The following is a 16,720-nucleotide window of genomic DNA, read 5'->3' on the forward strand; positions in this document are numbered from 1 at the left end:
ATTATGCTCTGCAGCTTTTTATTTGTTTCACGCTATTCAAGCATACATGAAATTTTTCACAACTTGATTATACCTCTTTTTCTATCGTCCTTCTATTATCCGCACAGAAAAAGGCTACCAAATTGGAATTGGCAGCCTTTTTAATATATTATTCGTCTTTTTTAAATTGCTCACATTTTAATTCTAATTCATCTAGCATTGCAAGAAGACGATCTACATCTTCTAATTCTACTTCTTCAGGTTCAATTGTATCAATTACTTCAATGAACATATTTAAACGTTCTTTTAAATATACTAATTGTGTATCTTTATCTTGAATTGCTTTTCCCATGAAGGCACTCTCCTTTTAATTCGAGTTGCTTTTATTATACCGCAAAAATGATTACAATGGGTATGTAATTTCATCAATTTTGTCACGGTTATTCACTATAATGTAAGCCCTCTCTCTTTTTCCTCTAAAAAGTTTCGCTTTATAAAAAGCACATATTCTTCTATTATAGAGGATGGACAAATTGTTATTTCAATAGTCAAAGGAGTATTTCATATGACGATATCACAAAAAATGAAGCCGATTACTCCTTCTTACGATCCATGGGAAGCGTATATGGACCTTGAAGAGTACGGCAAACTACTATTAACAAATGTTGAGTTTACAACGACGACGTTATGCAATATGCGCTGTGAGCATTGCGCTGTTGGTTACACGTTACAGCCGAAAGACCCGAATCCGCTTCCGATGGATCTTTTATTAAAACGATTAGATGAGATTCCTCATTTACGTTCTTTAAGTATTACTGGCGGAGAACCTATGCTTTCAAAAAAATCCGTCGACAACTATGTAACACCACTCTTAAAATACGCCCACGAACGAGGTGTTCGCACTCAAATCAACTCAAACTTAACTATAGATTTAGCACGTTACGAACAAATTATTCCCTATTTAGACGTATTGCATATATCTCATAACTGGGGAACAATTGACGACTTCGTTGAAGGCGGATTTGCAATGATGGAGCGTAAACCTACGTATGAACAGCGTGCAAAATTATTTGAACGTATGATCACAAATAGTAAAGCTCTATCAGATGCAGGTGTACTCGTATCAGCCGAAACGATGTTGAATAAACGAACTCTACCACACATTGAGCATATTCATCGTCAAATCGTTGATGAAATGGGATGTAAACGTCATGAGGTTCACCCAATGTATCCAAGTGACTTCGCGAGTAATCTAGAGATTTTAACAAAAGCTGAAATTCGTGATGCAATTGAGCATTTACTAGAAATTCGCGATGAAAATGTATGGATGTTATTTGGAACTTTACCTTTCTATGCTTGTAGCGATGATGAGCGAGACATTGCCACATTTAAAAAATTACAAAAGAGCAAAAATGTAACTGTTCGTAACGATCCAGATGGCCGTTCTCGTTTAAATGTAAATATTTTTGATGGAAATATTATTGTAACGGACTTTGGTGATGTTCCACTTCTAGGTAACATTCAAACAAATACGTTACAAGAAGCGTATGAAAAATGGAGCGCTTCAAAAACAGCAAAATCATTAAGCTGTCACTGTCCAGCAGTAAAATGTCTTGGACCGAATGTTCTTGTAAAAAACAGCTACTATCCAACCGAAGATTTCTTATCAAAAACGGCAAACATTACATTATAAAAAAACGTCAGCTTATAAGCTGACGTTTTTTATCTTATTGCGAATGAGAAGAAGAAATGAATTTAAAATATAAATGATCATGAATTGGGATAGCGGCTCCAATTCCTTGAGAAGTAATATTTTTTACAACAAGCCTTTTTTGATTTCCTTTTAATACGAGGTATACTTCTCCAAATGTTACTTTTCCTTTTTCATTTACCGCTGGTGTATAAGCGTATAAATATCCAAGTTGACTCGGACTAATATTATACACTCTCTCATGTCCAGTACCATAACCAATAGTCGTTTTAAATGAAAGTGGCAATTGTACTTTTTCAAGTGCTTTGAGAAGCATCATTTTTTTCACATCTGCAGCATCTTTCATATCTGCTGTTAAATCACCTTCAACCGTCTTTTGTGTTTCTTGCTTATAGCGTAGTGGATATAGGCGATCTCCTCCGCGATTATCGTACACATTGCGATTTACTTGTTTATATTCCCAATTAACCGATGTATCAATCGATTCATAATGTAAAGCCCATTGCCCTAAATAAATCTTTGCTCGGTACCCTACCGCAAGCGGCGCATTCGAAATTGTTGTTTCATTAAACATTCGAATTAAGTCCGGATTTTCAATTTTAATATTTGCTGTTTTTAATAATTCTTGAGCAAACTTACTCGGCTGTAAACGCGGTAAATCTTGCGCATCATTTGGAAACGTATTGTCTTTAGAAATATTTAAAACAGATGAAGGCATTTTTGTTTCTACTGTTGTCTTTGCAAAGCCACTGTTAGGAAATAATAAAATAAACGAGACCATAGTTGAAAGACATATGCTGTATACTCGTTTCACCTGTCTGGCTCCTTCCTACATAAAGGTATATATACTACTTCGTTTATTGTTTTCTCTGAGCACAATTGTTATGCCTATTTTTCATAATAAATAAAAACCAATTCCCATAATGACATACGCAGCTAATAAAGTACCGCCTTCAAACCAGTTTGTATCTCCATCATTTGAAATCGCAATCGTTAAGAAAACAGCTGTGATCATAGAAACAAGTTCTGGTATTGTAAATACTAAAGGCATCCTTTGCGTGAAAAACATAGAAAGCAGTACTAATACAGGAGCAACAAACATGGCAATTTGTAATGTAGAACCTATTGCAATCTCAACTGCAATATTTACTTTATTTTTATACGCCATAATAATTGCAGATGCATGTTCTGCTGCATTTCCAACAATCGCAACGATAATAACACCTATAAACAATTCTGACCAACCAAATGATTTTGCAACTGTCTCAAATGTATGCACGAGCGCCTCTGACACATAAGCTACCGCAATTGTTGCTATCGCTAAAATGAGTAATGCTTTCCCTTTCGACCACTCTGGTTCTTCCTCATGAGCGACTTCATCACTTTTCTGCTGATATACACCACGGTGCGTAACTAACTTAAATAGCAATGCAGCAAGGTACATAATAATCATAATAATCGAGACACCTATACTTAACTGATACGTCTTTCCAGCGTCCATCTTCATTGAAAAAATCTCTGGAATAACAAATGCTACTACTACAGCAAAGATTAATAAAGCCGAATTATGCCTTGCATCATATACATTAAAACTTTGTCTCTTATATTTAAGCCCTCCCACAAAGAAGGATAGCCCTCCTACTAATAATAAATTTCCAAGTACAGAACCCGTTAAAGAAGCTAACACAACTTCAATTAATCCTGCCTGAAGGGCAAAAATTGAAATGATTAGTTCAACGGCATTACCGAAAGTAGCATTTAATAATCCACCTATTCTAGGACCAGATACAATTGCCAAACTTTCTGTCGCTCTCCCCATAAAACCCGCTAATGCGATAATCGTAATACAATACACAGCAAACATAATTGTTTGAGGCCAATGAAGTGTTTTCCCAAGTACAGACAGTGGTACACCTATAAGCGCCACTATAAGAAATATTTTATTAAACATGCTTTCCATCCTTCCATCGTATGTATTTCTCCTCGATATTATTATTATTCTTCTCCTAACTTGTCCGATTTCATCACAATTGCGTTTAAAAAATCGGATTGAAGAAAACAGTATGAAAGATATTTAAATTACCTTGTTGAAACAGACAGAATTATAAATTATGAAAAGGGGTTAAAATTATGCACTTAAAAGAAAAAATCGCAACTATTATTCAAGGTCAACGTACCGGTGTATTATCTACAGTACGAAATGAGAAACCTCATAGCGCCTTTATGATGTTTTTCCACGAAGATTTTGTACTGTATGTTGCAACAGATCGACAATCAAAAAAGATAACAGATATTAAAAACAATCCAAATGTACATGTTCTACTTGGTCGTGAAGGAAAAAAATTAGATGAAGATTATATCGAAGTGGAAGGCTTAGCCTCCATCGAGGAAGACTCCACATTAAAAAACAAGTTTTGGAGTAATAGCTTAAAGCGTTGGTTACTCGGTCCTGAAGACCCTAATTATGTACTAATTAAAATCAACCCCGATACAATTTATTACATCGATGGTGCCGGTACGACGGAGCCCGAGTTTTTACGACTATAAAGTGAAACAAGCCCACCTTTATGTGGGCTTGTTTTGTCGAAAAGTTCTTCTGAAAAAAACAATAAAATAGGTGGAACTTTCTAAAGATTCTGTTATATAATAGCAGTAACTTAAATAAACTGTATTAAAACAGATTGAGAGGAGAAATAAAATTGATGAAAAGAGAAGAACGCAAAAACATGATTGAGTTTATCGAAAAGAAAAAAGGGATTGAGCGTGACGAATTATTATTTATGACAGACGATGAAGTAGAACATATTTATAATGTAACGTACTTTTTATATGAGGAAATTGCAGAGTAGTATAATAATCCCCACCTTATGAAAAATATAAGGTGGGGATTATTTCGTTATCTATCCAGCTCTTTGCGAGGCGGTAAAATCCCATTCACTTTATACGTGAGAATGATTTTCATGTATAATAATGTACGATTGGAGGAATTTTACTATGAGTTCATGGCTCTTATTCGCACTATTATCAGCAATTGCTGCTGCCCTTGTGTCTATTTTCGGTAAAATTGGTTTAGATGGAATCGATGCCAATGTTGCTACGACGGTTCGTTCTATTATCATGGCATTATTTATGGTAGGCGTTATTATTATACAAGGTAAATTTCAAAATATTGGCGACGTACTTCTAAATAAAAAAGCACTGCTCTTTATCACATTAAGTGGGGTTGCAGGTGCTTCGTCATGGCTATTTTATTTTCTTGCCCTTAAAACAGGAAAGGTTTCACAAGTAGCTCCTGTCGATAAATTAAGCGTCGTATTTTCTATCATTCTCGCTATGATTATACTCGGCGAAAAATTAAACTTTATGACTGGTATTGGTGTTGTCTTTATTACAGCTGGTGTACTATTTATCGCTTTCAGCTAAAAAACCGCTACTCGCGGTTTTTCTTTTTCTTTATGTAAAACCATACGACACATGTAACAACTACTGAAATGGATAAAATCCATATTCCATAATGATGCAAACTATACTCAACGAAACGCCACTTCTCTCCTAACTTCCAGCCAAGTCCAATAAAAACACTTATCCAAATAAGTGCACCACCGTAAGCGTATAAACAAAAACGCCAAAGTGTTAAATTCGACATCCCAGCAAAATACGCTGTTAAATGACGTACTCCTGGGATAAAATAACCAACTATTAAAAGAAATGGGCCATATTTTTCAAATAAAATATGTGTTTTTTCAATGTGATGTTCTTTAATTCTAATTTTCGGTCCATATTTTTTTAAAACAGGGAGTCCAAGTTTTAAACCTAATATGTAGCTTAATGTAATGCCTAACATCGCACCAGCCATCCCACTTAAAAACGCAGCTGTTCCTGACATAACGCCTTTTGAAACGTTATAACCAACGAAGGTCAATAAAAACTCGTCTGGTATCGGTAATCCAACAATCCCGCCAGCTAAAGCTATAATAATTCCAAAATACCCATAATGTGCGATTAACTCGCCAATATGTTGTTCCATTCGGAAGACACATCCTATACACGATCGTTATTCCACATTGTGCCCTTTCTATCTTTCAGACAAACATGGTATACATATTCACTATACATTGTTTTTATAATGAACTCTACTTCTATCCATTCCTTTAGCAGACAGAAATTGAACTATTAATCAGTGACCTCGCTCATTCTTAGTACACATCAATCACGTGCTAGACTCCCGCCTTCTTTCCTTATATCCATCTCCTCGTATGATTAAGTTAGGTTTTTAGGGACGGGATGTACCTATAAACCCAAGGGTATCTATTTTTATGAGATACTAATATTTGTAGATAGAGTGTTGCCGACCATCTCCCTGAATCTTTGTATTCGTAAAAAAGAGCGGTACCTCTGTCTAATAAGTAGTTTACGAATGAGTTGGATGTTGATGACCATTGGTCATTCTTCGTATCTCTTACGAGGTAGTAGCGCTTATTAGTTCAGGGGAGGAAAGCACTATCTAACACTAATTAATATAGGGGTGTAAGCTATGTTCTATTTAGGTATTGATATCGCTAAACATAAACATTATGCGTCCATTATCGATCAAGCGGGAAAACCTATTACTAAGCCATTTCCTTTTCAGAATCACAAAGAAGGTGGACAAACCCTTTTAAATCAGATCTACCAATACATTGAGTCTCCTACAGAAATACTGATTGGAATGGAAGCCACCGGACATTATTGGTTAGCTGTTTATTCTTTTCTACTGGATCATGGATTTTCAGTCATTGTATTAAACCCCATTCAAACCAATGCCTGGCGAAAAGGAACAGAAATTAGAAAGCGAAAAACAGACGCCATTGATGCCACTATGATTGCCGATATCATTCGATTCGGCCGTTTTGTTGAAACCCCACTTGTGGACGAAAAAATGTTCGCTCTAAAACAAATGAGCCGCTTTCGTAATGCGCTTGTAAGTAATATGAGTGATTTAAAACGAAAAGCTCTTGTCGTATTAGATCAGACTTTCCCAGAGTACCAAAGCATCTTTTCGGATGTTTTTGGTAAAACTTCTTCGCAAATCTTACTTGAATATGCCTCTCCTAGTGACTATGAACAGATATCTATTGATGATTTAACACAAATAATTGAGCAAACCAGTCGTAACCGACTAGGAAAGAAAACAGCTAACAAGCTAATGGAATTAGCCTCTAATTCGTTTGGTGTTACCTTCTGTAAAAACGCTTTTTCCTTCCAACTAAAAATGTTGATGGAGCAAATTCGTTTTATCGAAGATCAAATCAAAGAATGTGAAGACGAAATGTCACAACTTTTAATTGATTTAGATACTCCTATCATGACAGTACCTGGCGTTGGACCAATTTTAGGTGCCACTATACTAAGTGAAATTGGGGATATACACCGCTTTGATAAACCATCTAAACTTGTCGCTTACGCAGGCATTGATGCCTCTGTGTCCCAATCTGGACAATTTGAATCATCAGGTATGTCTATATCTAAGCGTGGCTCTTCTCATTTACGTAGAGCCTTATTCCAAGCCGCTATTACAGCCCATAAACATGACCCTGTCTTGAAAGCTTTTTATGAGAAGAAACGAAAACAAGGAAAGCACTACTATGTTTGTATAGGAGCTGTAGCTAGAAAGTTGTGCTACATTATCTATGCCATCCTAAAAAACAATAAACCGTATGAAATCCCTCAATATTCAAAAGAAGTTTGATACTTTTATTTTTTTTAACATCTCTTAGGGTTATTTGGTGCACCCTTTTTTAAGTTTCCTATTTATAAAATTCCTCTTGACTTCTCATAGTTGGTCTCTTGAAGGACTAATCTTACTATCCACAAATACCATGATTAAAAAATAAAAATTCATATGCTTGTTTTTTTGTTACAATAAAGGAAAGTTACTTTTCGCAACGGTTTAACTCTCAGGAAAAATGATATACCTAGCAAAAACATAGTTTGGTCGATATAATGCAACTTCTACCTATTAAAAGAACATGCACCCTTTACATACAACATCATTTTTCTAAATTATACAGGGGGAACGAACATGACCATTGAAAATCAATTTATCCAAAAGGTTTACTATAAAACATTTTTAACAGAAAAAACTTCTACTCCAGTATCAGAAGTACTCGGTGAAGCATATATAAATGAATCTACAAATGAATTCTCCAACATTTCTAATATTCGCTTTGCTCAAGGTGAATTGTATTACCAAAATAAAGACTTTGAAGCAGCAATATTTAAATGGGAGAAAGTAAATAATGAGCTTGCACTTTGGGCAACCAAGAATATTGCAGATGCTTATTTTGAACTAGGATTCTTACCAAAGGCAGAAGAAATGTATCAATCTATCCAAACGGAAGATACAACTCTTACAATGGAAGTTTCCTTACAACTTCTTTCTCTTTATATCGAACAAGATCGTTTAGGTCTAGCATTTAAGACGATTAGTGAGGCTGTTGCATTTCAACCTGACTATCCAAATATTACTTCAATTGCTCGTTCATTCTATGAAAAACAAGAAGATTGGAATAACGCCATCGAACTTGCCGTTCAAGAAGGAATTCGAACAAAATCATTACACTGGTTCGATACTTTAATTAATTATGTGAATCAAGGATTTACGAAACAAATCAAACCAGAATATTTCTATGAATCTTTAAAAGCTTTATATGCAATTGATCAAGTCCAATTTAAGGAACTTGTTATTGCTCTTTGGAACAGCTATCAAAATGAAAAATCACATCTACCTTGGATTCAAACAATCAATCATTTATTCTTACATATTGAGACAGACAACAATGACGATTGGCATGAAATTGTTGAACGCTATCAAGATACGTACTTTGAATTAATTACTGGTGAACATTTCATGCATGAAATGCAAGGACTTGTACCTGACTTATTAACCAATTGGTTTAGTTTAACGAGAGCAAAAGACGCCCTATTCGTCTCTGCTGCAGTGTTAGCGTGGAATGAAGTTTCACCTACAACTTTAGAGTCATTACTCGTAAAAAGTGCGGGAGCCCTACTCTCTAATTCAACAGCTGAAACAAATGTGAATATGGAAACTGTTTCTCATTTATTCGAAACAATTGCTGTATGGGCTGAAAAAAATGATGTAGATTTAAGTCATCAATTTACGTTACTCGTTCATGAACTATGTGATTTAAATGTTACAAAATTACTAATTTCGGGAACTAGTGACTATGATAAATTATCATTCGTCAATTCAATATTAGGAGAGAACATCTTAACTGAAACTATAACAACTCCTATTCTATTTAAAGATGATAGCCAAACTGAAATAACAGAATTCACTGCGTTAGATGTGCACAATATACCGAACTTTGATGAATTCCATCAAATAATGGCTACACCTGAACAATCAGAACTTGAGAACAAATGTATAGAAATTAAATTACCAAGTAGATTTTTGAGAAAGAATAAATTTGCATTTCTTGTTACACCATCTGTTCGAGGACAAGTGGATAAAAACAGCTCATATTTTGAATACTTACAAGCCGCAGATAGCCTTATTTACGTATTAAATTCTGCTTCATCGTTACATGGTGAAGAACTTGATACATTACTTTATTTACGTGAACAAGTACCAAACTTACAAATTCATTTCGTATTACATACAAATAATGCGGATACGAATGAAAAACTAATGAGTAAGATGAAAGTCCATTTCCCAAATGCGCAGTTCTTCCCATACTCTCCTTCACAAGAGGGGAGCCAACAACTTGGGGACGTGACAGAGTCTATTCTTTCTAATCTAGCAGAACGCGATATAGAACAAGAACGTATCGAAAAACTAATATGGTTTACTCAAAAGACAATCGCATATCTTGTAAATGAACGTGTGGAATTAGAAAATACATTAGTCAAATCAGTACGCTGGAATAAACATATCTCAGTAAAACTAAACGGATTTATTAACAATCTTACTGCTCTTGAAAAAGATAAAATTCGTTCTATTACAGAATCTTATCTTTTAACGAAAGAAGAAATCACAAGAGATATCCATTCTCAAATTCCTGAATTATTACAGAGCTGCTCTGATCTTGTTCAAGAAGATAGTGATTTCAAATTAGTTCATGAAGAATTAAATACTGCGATGAACGAACGAATTCAAAAACATGTACAGCAAGTGCTTCTCCCTAAATTTACTGGGTTTATTCAAGAGTGGATTGAAACAGCACATAATGAATTTATTCAAGCTCAATCTTATTTAGATGAAATGAGTGAAACGTTTAATAAATTATATAAAGAAGAACGAATGAAACTTCCTTGCGATTTCAAATTACTAGATGATTGGCATCGAGATGTTGTACGCATGACCAATAGAATTACAGTATCGAATATCAATATTTTATTACGTTTTACACCGACACAATTTTTCTTAAAGAGTGCAGGAAAACTATTTGGTAACATGCAAAAAAATCAATCTATGCTTGCAAACAAATATAAACAATATATTGAAACGGAAGACTATACGGAAATTGCTCAAACGATTTCAAAACAATTCTTCCTTCAATTTGAAGTATTTGAAGGCGCATTAGAACGAGATATCATGATGTTCTTTAAAGATCCACTTAGCATACTGAAACAAAATGTAGAAGCCGCTCAACTTGAAATACAGGAAGACGAGCAAACATTAGCAACGTTAAGAAGCAACCCAGAAACTTATCACGATCCGTTAGCATTCTTTAAACTGCAACTATTGCAACACAAATTCGTTTTAAGTACGCACAAAAACAATGAAGACGTCTATGAATTTAATGAGTCTCCTACGATTTAACATAAAGTGAAACTTTAATCAGTGGGGGGTCTTCATCCCCCACCTAACTTCCTTGCTTTCGCTGAATTTTGAGGTGGGGGTCTTACTGCCCATTAAAGCGGGATAAAAAACCAAGCAAACTGAAATTTGCTTGGTTTTTTACTTTAATTCATTATTTTCATATGTTCAAATGGATAATAAATTGCCGCTAATTCTCCTAATACATCAGCTTTATCAATGAGTCCTAAACCATTTCTACTATCTCTGCTTATTAAGCGATTATCTCCCATAACAAAAATCTTATTTTTGGGAACTGTAATCGGTCCAAAGTCCTCCGTTAAATTCATAAGTTTTTTTTCAGCTTGTTTTTTATTACTATACAAATACGCTTCCTCTATCACTTCATGATTTACATATAATTGATCATTTCTCACCTCAATAACATCGCCAGGCAAGCCAATAACCCTTTTCACATAAAAATTATCCGTCTTCACAACAATAATATCTTCTCTCCCATAACTTTCAAATTGCTTTGCCAACTTATTCACAATCACCTTATCCCCATCTTGTAACGTTGGCTTCATGGATGCCCCTTTTACAGTCGTAGGAAAAAATACGAAAATTTTCGCCAAAAACACGAGCAAACAAGCAATTGCAATTGTTCCAAAGAATTCGCGCCAACGTTTTTTCTTTTGCATCATTCCACCATCTCATCATCTTTTTACTTTTATTATAAGTACTTCAACTAATAAATTTCTATAAAATTCTGAATTATATAATCATAATATTACAAATTTAAAAATAAAAATATCCAAGAATGTATTATTCTGATATACTATAGCTTGCATTTATTCTATTTTATGTACTTAGGAGGATTTTTTCTATGAAAGTTATGCTTAAAAATGAAAATACCGGTCAAATTAAGCAAGCAAAAATTGGTTTTAGTTGGACTGTATTTTTCTTTGGTTTCTTCCCTGCTATATTCCGTGGAGACTGGAAATGGTTTTTAATTATTTTAATCGCTAGCATGTTTACATTCGGATTCTCTAACCTAGTATTCTGCTTTATTTACAACAAACTTTACATCAATGATTTATTAGCGCAAGGTTATAAAGCCGCTGATGAATACAGCCTTTCTGCTCTACAACAAAAAAATATAGTAGCATAATAGTAACGAAAAAAGATACTCCCCAAATAGTCTATCCACTATTTAGAGAGTATCTTTTTATAATCCCACATATACAATACACATTTGAGCCGCTACATATGTAAGCCAAATCCAAAGTGGTTCATACTTTAATTTGCGTCCTCCAATATCTGTCACACCAATAATAAAATCAGAAATCACAAATAATAAACCACCAAAAGCTGGTATCCACCATATTCCTGTATTCTCATAGTATAAGGCGAATGCAAAGCAAGCCATTCCTCCAACCCACAATCCGTAAATTAGCGCTCCTATCGTAAACAATTTATCTTGTTTATCATTTCGAATAAAGAAGAACCATCCTATAATGAGAAAGAGTCCGTATACGAGTAAACCAATCCAAAAACCATTCCATGAAATACCTGTTTGCAAAAATGCTTTTACATAAAAACAATGTGCAAGAGCGAAAGTAATCATCCCTCCAATTAGCCTGTGACCAATTGGAATTAAACCTGCCATAAATAAATCCCCTACAGTTGATAACGTCATACCTAGTGCAACCCACGTACTATAATCTACTGATGGATCTTGTAACCATATCCAAATTGCACTTGCTGTTAAAGAAAAACTAAGAATAAGACGCACCGCTAAAGGTAACGGCATATTATTTCTTTTCTTTTTTGTCTGTCCTATTGCATAAATTGCACCAATAAAAAAAAGAATGATTTGTGCAATTAACACCATGTAAAGTAGATTCATAATATGTTCTCCTCAATAAATACTTTTGTATCTTTTTTCGTGACACCTAGTCTATTATCCTTTTTCTATAAAAAAAAGAAGAACAGCACTGTTCTTCCATTGTAATCGTTTTCTCGTTATCTATGCTACTTGTTTTTCTTTCTCCATTTTCTGCTTAGCTGGCACCCGATTCACCACAATAATTCCCGCAGCTACACACGCTAAACCGAATAATACAAACGAATGAATTGCTTCGCCTAAAATCATGCTCGATAATAACACACCAAATACAGGTATAAAGAACATGTACATTGATACTTTTCCAACCTTGTTGTACTTCATAATTGTATTCCAAATGCAAAATCCTGCTGCGGATAAGAAAGATAAATAGATAAGCATTAGTATTGCATGTATACTAAATGTAAATGGCATAACTCCAACTTGCACAGCCCCTATACATAATAGTCCGATAGAACCAAAAATCATTTGGTAGGCTGTCATATAGCCAATATCTAATGTTTTACTACCTTCTTTCGCCAATATATTCCCATACGAGTACAACATTGCTGCAATCAGAAGTAATAAACTACCAATTCCGAAATGGAATGACAAACTACCATCACTCGGTACATTTACTAAAATGACACCACAGAAGCCGATAGAAACTCCAATTACTTTTCTCACATTAAGAGCATCATCTTTATATAAAAAATGTGCGAGTAAAATTTGAAAGAATGATGAGGTTCCTGAAATGATAGCTCCTTCAATACCAGAACTATAGCTCATTCCAATATAAAAGCATATATATTGAAGAAATGTTTGAAATAAACCAATTTGTACTAACTGCTTCCCCGTTCCTTTTTTGAAATTCATATCTTTTCCTAACGCTTTAAAGAAGAATAAAAGCATAACCCCAGATAAGAAGAAACGATAACCAGCAAATAATATTTGCTCCCCAACTTCTTGTGGCTGAATTCCAAGTTCAGCATAACTTAATTTAATAAAAGGGAATGCGCTCCCCCATAAAAAAGTCGCTACTATTGCAGCAATAAACACGCCAATCGGATGGGTAAAAAATTTCTCTGTCTTCACTTGTTGTCTTCCTTTCCGATCTTTTTACGAACAATATTCATATATACCAAAGGAACTGTGAAAACACAAGTTTTCAGTTTATACGCAAACAAAAACATATCATCTAACGAAAACATATGCTATACTATAGAATAATTACAACATAATAACTGTTAAAAACAGATTCAACAGAAATGCTGCTATCCATTATGGATGGCAGCTTTCGTCGTTTTATAGGGGTTTCGATTTTGATTATTTTTCTCAATAAGAATTTGGAAGGAGCGAGTAGTAATGAACTCAGAAGTAAAAACATTACAAGTACAAAAGTCTATTTCTCATCCCTCTTTATGGGATACATTAAAGAAACATTATGAACTTATATTTGCAATCGCATCTGGTATTTTCATTTTAGCTGGTTGGTTATTCACAAAGAACGATGTAATGAATGTAGGCATTACTTGCTATATCCTTGCTTATATAGTTGGTGGATATGCAAAAGCAAAAGAAGGTATTGAAGATACAATTGAGGAGAAAGAGCTAAATGTCGAAATGCTTATGCTCTTTGCTGCTATCGGTGCTGCAATTATTGGCTACTGGGCAGAAGGCGCGATTTTAATCTTTATTTTCGCACTAAGCGGTGCAATGGAATCTTATACATTAAGTAAAAGCCAAAAAGAAATTTCAGCGCTTCTTGATCTACAACCTGAAGAAGCATTACGTATTTCAAATGGAACCGAGGAACGTGTTCCTGTTGGACGATTACAAATTAACGACATTATTTTAATTAAGCCAGGTGAGCGCGTTCCTGCTGACGGTACGATTCATAGCGGTGAAACAAATATCGATGAGGCAGCGATTACTGGTGAACCTATTCCAAATGAAAAAAAACATGGTGATGAAGTATTTGCTGGTACTGTAAACTTACGCGGTGCTATCGAAGTTAAAATTACGAAGCCGAGCGATCAAACATTATTCCAAAAGATTATCCGTCTCGTTCAAAGTGCACAAAGTGAAAAATCACCATCACAACTATTCATCGAAAAGTTTGAAGGAACATATGTAAAAGGTGTACTACTCGTTGTTGCGCTTATGATGTTCGTCCCTCATTTCTTACTAGATTGGAGCTGGAATGAAACGTTTTATCGCGCTATGATCTTACTTGTAGTCGCATCTCCTTGTGCACTCGTTGCTGCCATTACACCAGCAACGTTATCTGCTATTTCTAACGGAGCAAGAAATGGAATTCTCTTTAAAGGTGGCATACATTTAGAACGCCTCGCTTCAGTAAAAGCAATTGCTTTTGATAAAACAGGGACATTAACAGAAGGAAAACCTACCGTAACAGATGTATATGTTCGAGAAAATATGACAGAAAAAGAAGTACTTTCAATTACAGCAGCAATTGAAAGTCACTCTACACATCCTTTAGCTGAATCTATTGTGAAGTATGCACAACATGCGTATGACATTACATTAAAAAAACCAGAAAACGTTGAAGATGTAACTGGTTTTGGGCTAAAAGGAACATTCGAAAACAAAGCTTATAAAATAGGTAAAGCTGATTTTATCGGTGAAGAAACAAAGACATTTCATAATGGTATTTCTGCTTCCCTTGAAAAAGAAGGTAAAACTGTCGTTTATATTAGTGACGAGGATGGCATCCTTGGGCTTATCGCTTTAAAAGATACACTTCGCCAAGAAACGATAGCTGCTATTCGCGAATTACAAAGCATCGGTGTCGAAGCAATTATGATTACTGGTGATAATGAAGAAACAGCAAAAGCAATTGCCTCTGAAAGTAATATAAAGGAATATTACGCATCATGCTTACCAGAAACAAAAGTGGAAACGATTAAAAAGCTAAAAAAAAAATACGGGACAGTAGCAATGGTCGGAGATGGTATAAATGATGCCCCTGCACTCGCTACTGCTAGCATTGGTGTAGCGATGGGAGAAGGAACAGACGTAGCTTTAGAAACGGCAGACGTTGTACTTATGAAGAACGAGTTATCTCGACTTTCACAAGCAATTCGTTTATCAAAACGAATGAACCGTATTGTAAAGCAAAACGTAATCTTTTCACTAGCTGTAATTGCAATGCTGATTTGTTCAAACTTCATGCAATTTTTAGCTCTTCCATTCGGTGTTATCGGGCATGAGGGAAGTACGATTCTTGTTATTTTAAATGGCTTACGATTATTAAAAGGAAACAATTAAAACGGGTCCCTCATAAAGGACCCGTTTTTTCTAATGGTAGCTATTATGCCCGTTTGCACTACCACTCGTTTTATGCTTTGGATGCGAACTACTCTTTTGTTTATTGTTATTTTTATTGTTGTGATTCTTTTTATTATTACTCATGAAATATCCCCCCTGTTCCCTATTATTATGGAACAAGAGCTCACTTTTCATTACGGGAATTATTGTCACCCGTCCTATAATAATGGAGTAAACCATTAATTTCACCGCCAAGTAAAATTACCCATCCAGTTAAGTAAAACCATAACATTAAAATAATAATACCACCGAGACCACCATATGTATTGGCGTAATTCGCAAACTTATCTACATAATAAGCAAATGAGTACGATACCACAATCCATCCTACAGTAGCAAATGTTGCTCCTGAAATGACTTCTCTTCTTTTTAATTTTCGATCTGGTGCAAATGTATATAAAAAACTAAACAATGCAAATAACACGAAGAAACTCGCTACTAAACGCGTAATACTCCACACGTAAGAAAAACTATCCGATAAACCAATTGCTTTAAATACAGCTGCCCCAATGACTTGTCCAAACACTGGAACAATTAGTGCAAACACAATCATAAAAATAATCGCTAATGTAAATACAATTGATAACGCCCTCGTTTTAATAAAAGAACGTGTTTCTGTTACATCATACGCACGGTTAAAAGCATTCATCACCGCATTTACACCATTTGAAGCAAACCATAGCATTGATAATAAACCAAATGATAATAAACCACCATTTTGCTCATTTACAACTTTATCCACGTTTACTTCAATCAAAGACATTGCATCTTCAGGTACGTACGGTTCTAATAAGTTGAGCACACTTTCTGTTTGAAGGTCAATGAATCCAAGAAGCGTAATTAAGAAAACAAGCCCAGGAAAAATCGCAAGCAAGAAGAAATAAGCGAGCTGTGCTGCCAAGCCCGCTACATCATCGCGCATCGTTCGGTCATATAAATCTTTACCAAACGAATAAGTACGATTTCTTCTCACCTTTTCTAAAATTTTTCTCAT

16 protein-coding genes are annotated in these 16,720 nt (G+C 34.8%); 8 read left to right on the forward strand and 8 right to left on the reverse strand.

Annotated features, from left to right (window positions below; all coding sequences use genetic code 11):
- Positions 1 to 148: 148 nt before the first annotated feature.
- A complete protein-coding gene (locus QCI47_RS25730; protein WP_000513558.1) occupies positions 149 to 331 on the reverse strand; it encodes an SE1561 family protein in 183 nt (60 codons plus the stop codon).
- A 213-nt stretch (positions 332 to 544) separates the two neighbouring features.
- On the opposite strand from QCI47_RS25730, the gene yfkAB reads away from it, so the two are divergent.
- The gene (gene yfkAB, locus QCI47_RS25735; RefSeq protein ID WP_000156010.1) at positions 545 to 1,672 is read left to right on the forward strand and encodes a radical SAM/CxCxxxxC motif protein YfkAB; all 1,128 of its coding nucleotides are present in this window, start codon (positions 545 to 547) and stop codon (positions 1,670 to 1,672) included.
- Between the two features lie 34 nt (positions 1,673 to 1,706).
- On the opposite strand, the gene QCI47_RS25740 is transcribed toward yfkAB, so the two are convergent.
- Complete coding sequence (locus QCI47_RS25740) at positions 1,707 to 2,504, reverse strand: YfkD famly protein (protein ID WP_001992424.1); 798 nt, start codon at positions 2,502 to 2,504, stop codon at positions 1,707 to 1,709.
- An 81-nt stretch (positions 2,505 to 2,585) separates the two neighbouring features.
- Positions 2,586 to 3,641, reverse strand: a complete 1,056-nt coding sequence (gene cax / locus QCI47_RS25745; protein ID WP_000482147.1) for a calcium/proton exchanger — start codon at positions 3,639 to 3,641, stop codon at positions 2,586 to 2,588.
- Positions 3,642 to 3,820: 179 nt separating this feature from the next.
- Between cax and QCI47_RS25750 the strand changes: the two genes are divergently transcribed.
- The 3 genes from QCI47_RS25750 (at position 3,821) to QCI47_RS25760 (ending at position 5,113) form a co-directional block, all read left to right on the forward strand.
- A complete protein-coding gene (locus QCI47_RS25750; protein WP_000550222.1) occupies positions 3,821 to 4,237 on the forward strand; it encodes a pyridoxamine 5'-phosphate oxidase family protein in 417 nt (138 codons plus the stop codon).
- A gap of 155 nt (positions 4,238 to 4,392) precedes the next feature.
- Positions 4,393 to 4,539, forward strand: coding sequence for a BH0509 family protein (locus QCI47_RS25755; RefSeq protein ID WP_000817786.1), 147 nt, complete (start codon positions 4,393 to 4,395; stop codon positions 4,537 to 4,539).
- A 145-nt stretch (positions 4,540 to 4,684) separates the two neighbouring features.
- Positions 4,685 to 5,113 (forward strand): EamA family transporter, encoded by a 429-nt coding sequence (locus tag QCI47_RS25760; protein ID WP_000100306.1) that lies wholly within the window; start codon positions 4,685 to 4,687, stop codon positions 5,111 to 5,113.
- 7 nt (positions 5,114 to 5,120) lie between these two features.
- Here the strand turns inward: QCI47_RS25760 and QCI47_RS25765 are convergent, their stop codons facing one another.
- Complete coding sequence (locus QCI47_RS25765; protein WP_000434856.1) at positions 5,121 to 5,717, reverse strand: DedA family protein; 597 nt, start codon at positions 5,715 to 5,717, stop codon at positions 5,121 to 5,123.
- Positions 5,718 to 6,224: 507 nt separating this feature from the next.
- Between QCI47_RS25765 and QCI47_RS25770 the strand changes: the two genes are divergently transcribed.
- The gene (locus QCI47_RS25770; RefSeq protein ID WP_049106919.1) at positions 6,225 to 7,418 is read left to right on the forward strand and encodes an IS110 family RNA-guided transposase; all 1,194 of its coding nucleotides are present in this window, start codon (positions 6,225 to 6,227) and stop codon (positions 7,416 to 7,418) included.
- 333 nt (positions 7,419 to 7,751) lie between these two features.
- Positions 7,752 to 10,514, forward strand: coding sequence for a tetratricopeptide repeat protein (locus QCI47_RS25775; protein WP_074542691.1), 2,763 nt, complete (start codon positions 7,752 to 7,754; stop codon positions 10,512 to 10,514).
- 143 nt (positions 10,515 to 10,657) lie between these two features.
- On the opposite strand, the gene lepB is transcribed toward QCI47_RS25775, so the two are convergent.
- Positions 10,658 to 11,194 (reverse strand): signal peptidase I, encoded by a 537-nt coding sequence (gene lepB, locus QCI47_RS25780; protein ID WP_011198531.1) that lies wholly within the window; start codon positions 11,192 to 11,194, stop codon positions 10,658 to 10,660.
- Positions 11,195 to 11,376: 182 nt separating this feature from the next.
- Here lepB and QCI47_RS25785 point away from each other — a divergent pair, with 182 nt between their 5' ends.
- Complete coding sequence (locus QCI47_RS25785; protein ID WP_000867040.1) at positions 11,377 to 11,661, forward strand: hypothetical protein; 285 nt, start codon at positions 11,377 to 11,379, stop codon at positions 11,659 to 11,661.
- Between the two features lie 57 nt (positions 11,662 to 11,718).
- On the opposite strand, the gene QCI47_RS25790 is transcribed toward QCI47_RS25785, so the two are convergent.
- Both QCI47_RS25790 and QCI47_RS25795 read right to left on the reverse strand, forming a co-directional pair.
- Positions 11,719 to 12,399 carry a lysoplasmalogenase gene (locus QCI47_RS25790; protein WP_061131245.1) on the reverse strand — a complete coding sequence of 227 codons (681 nt, stop codon included), beginning with the start codon at positions 12,397 to 12,399 and terminating at the stop codon, positions 11,719 to 11,721.
- A 120-nt stretch (positions 12,400 to 12,519) separates the two neighbouring features.
- Complete coding sequence (locus QCI47_RS25795) at positions 12,520 to 13,470, reverse strand: DMT family transporter (RefSeq protein ID WP_061131246.1); 951 nt, start codon at positions 13,468 to 13,470, stop codon at positions 12,520 to 12,522.
- Positions 13,471 to 13,740: 270 nt separating this feature from the next.
- On the opposite strand from QCI47_RS25795, the gene QCI47_RS25800 reads away from it, so the two are divergent.
- Entirely contained in the window at positions 13,741 to 15,666 is a 1,926-nt protein-coding gene (locus tag QCI47_RS25800; RefSeq protein WP_309422958.1) for a heavy metal translocating P-type ATPase, read from the forward strand.
- Between the two features lie 184 nt (positions 15,667 to 15,850).
- Here QCI47_RS25800 and QCI47_RS25805 read toward each other — a convergent pair whose 3' ends face one another.
- Complete coding sequence (locus tag QCI47_RS25805) at positions 15,851 to 16,720, reverse strand: YihY/virulence factor BrkB family protein (protein ID WP_309422957.1); 870 nt, start codon at positions 16,718 to 16,720, stop codon at positions 15,851 to 15,853.

It is taken from the genome of Bacillus cereus group sp. RP29, from assembly GCF_040459765.1.
GTDB lineage: Bacteria > Bacillota > Bacilli > Bacillales > Bacillaceae_G > Bacillus_A > Bacillus_A paranthracis.

What these genes read in the sequence shown, in the direction of transcription:
- QCI47_RS25730 (WP_000513558.1), bottom strand. Translation starts at nt 331, where the DNA reads ATGGGAAAAGCAATTCAAGATAAAGATACACAATTAGTATATTTAAAA.
- yfkAB (WP_000156010.1), top strand. Translation starts at nt 545, where the DNA reads ATGACGATATCACAAAAAATGAAGCCGATTACTCCTTCTTACGATCCA.
- cax (WP_000482147.1), bottom strand. Translation starts at nt 3,641, where the DNA reads ATGTTTAATAAAATATTTCTTATAGTGGCGCTTATAGGTGTACCACTG.
- QCI47_RS25750 (WP_000550222.1), top strand. Translation starts at nt 3,821, where the DNA reads ATGCACTTAAAAGAAAAAATCGCAACTATTATTCAAGGTCAACGTACC.
- QCI47_RS25755 (WP_000817786.1), top strand. Translation starts at nt 4,393, where the DNA reads ATGAAAAGAGAAGAACGCAAAAACATGATTGAGTTTATCGAAAAGAAA.
- QCI47_RS25760 (WP_000100306.1), top strand. Translation starts at nt 4,685, where the DNA reads ATGAGTTCATGGCTCTTATTCGCACTATTATCAGCAATTGCTGCTGCC.
- QCI47_RS25765 (WP_000434856.1), bottom strand. Translation starts at nt 5,717, where the DNA reads ATGGAACAACATATTGGCGAGTTAATCGCACATTATGGGTATTTTGGA.
- QCI47_RS25770 (WP_049106919.1), top strand. Translation starts at nt 6,225, where the DNA reads ATGTTCTATTTAGGTATTGATATCGCTAAACATAAACATTATGCGTCC.
- QCI47_RS25775 (WP_074542691.1), top strand. Translation starts at nt 7,752, where the DNA reads ATGACCATTGAAAATCAATTTATCCAAAAGGTTTACTATAAAACATTT.
- lepB (WP_011198531.1), bottom strand. Translation starts at nt 11,194, where the DNA reads ATGATGCAAAAGAAAAAACGTTGGCGCGAATTCTTTGGAACAATTGCA.
- QCI47_RS25785 (WP_000867040.1), top strand. Translation starts at nt 11,377, where the DNA reads ATGAAAGTTATGCTTAAAAATGAAAATACCGGTCAAATTAAGCAAGCA.
- QCI47_RS25790 (WP_061131245.1), bottom strand. Translation starts at nt 12,399, where the DNA reads ATGAATCTACTTTACATGGTGTTAATTGCACAAATCATTCTTTTTTTT.
- QCI47_RS25800 (WP_309422958.1), top strand. Translation starts at nt 13,741, where the DNA reads ATGAACTCAGAAGTAAAAACATTACAAGTACAAAAGTCTATTTCTCAT.
- QCI47_RS25805 (WP_309422957.1), bottom strand. Translation starts at nt 16,720, where the DNA reads ATGAGAAAAATTTTAGAAAAGGTGAGAAGAAATCGTACTTATTCGTTT.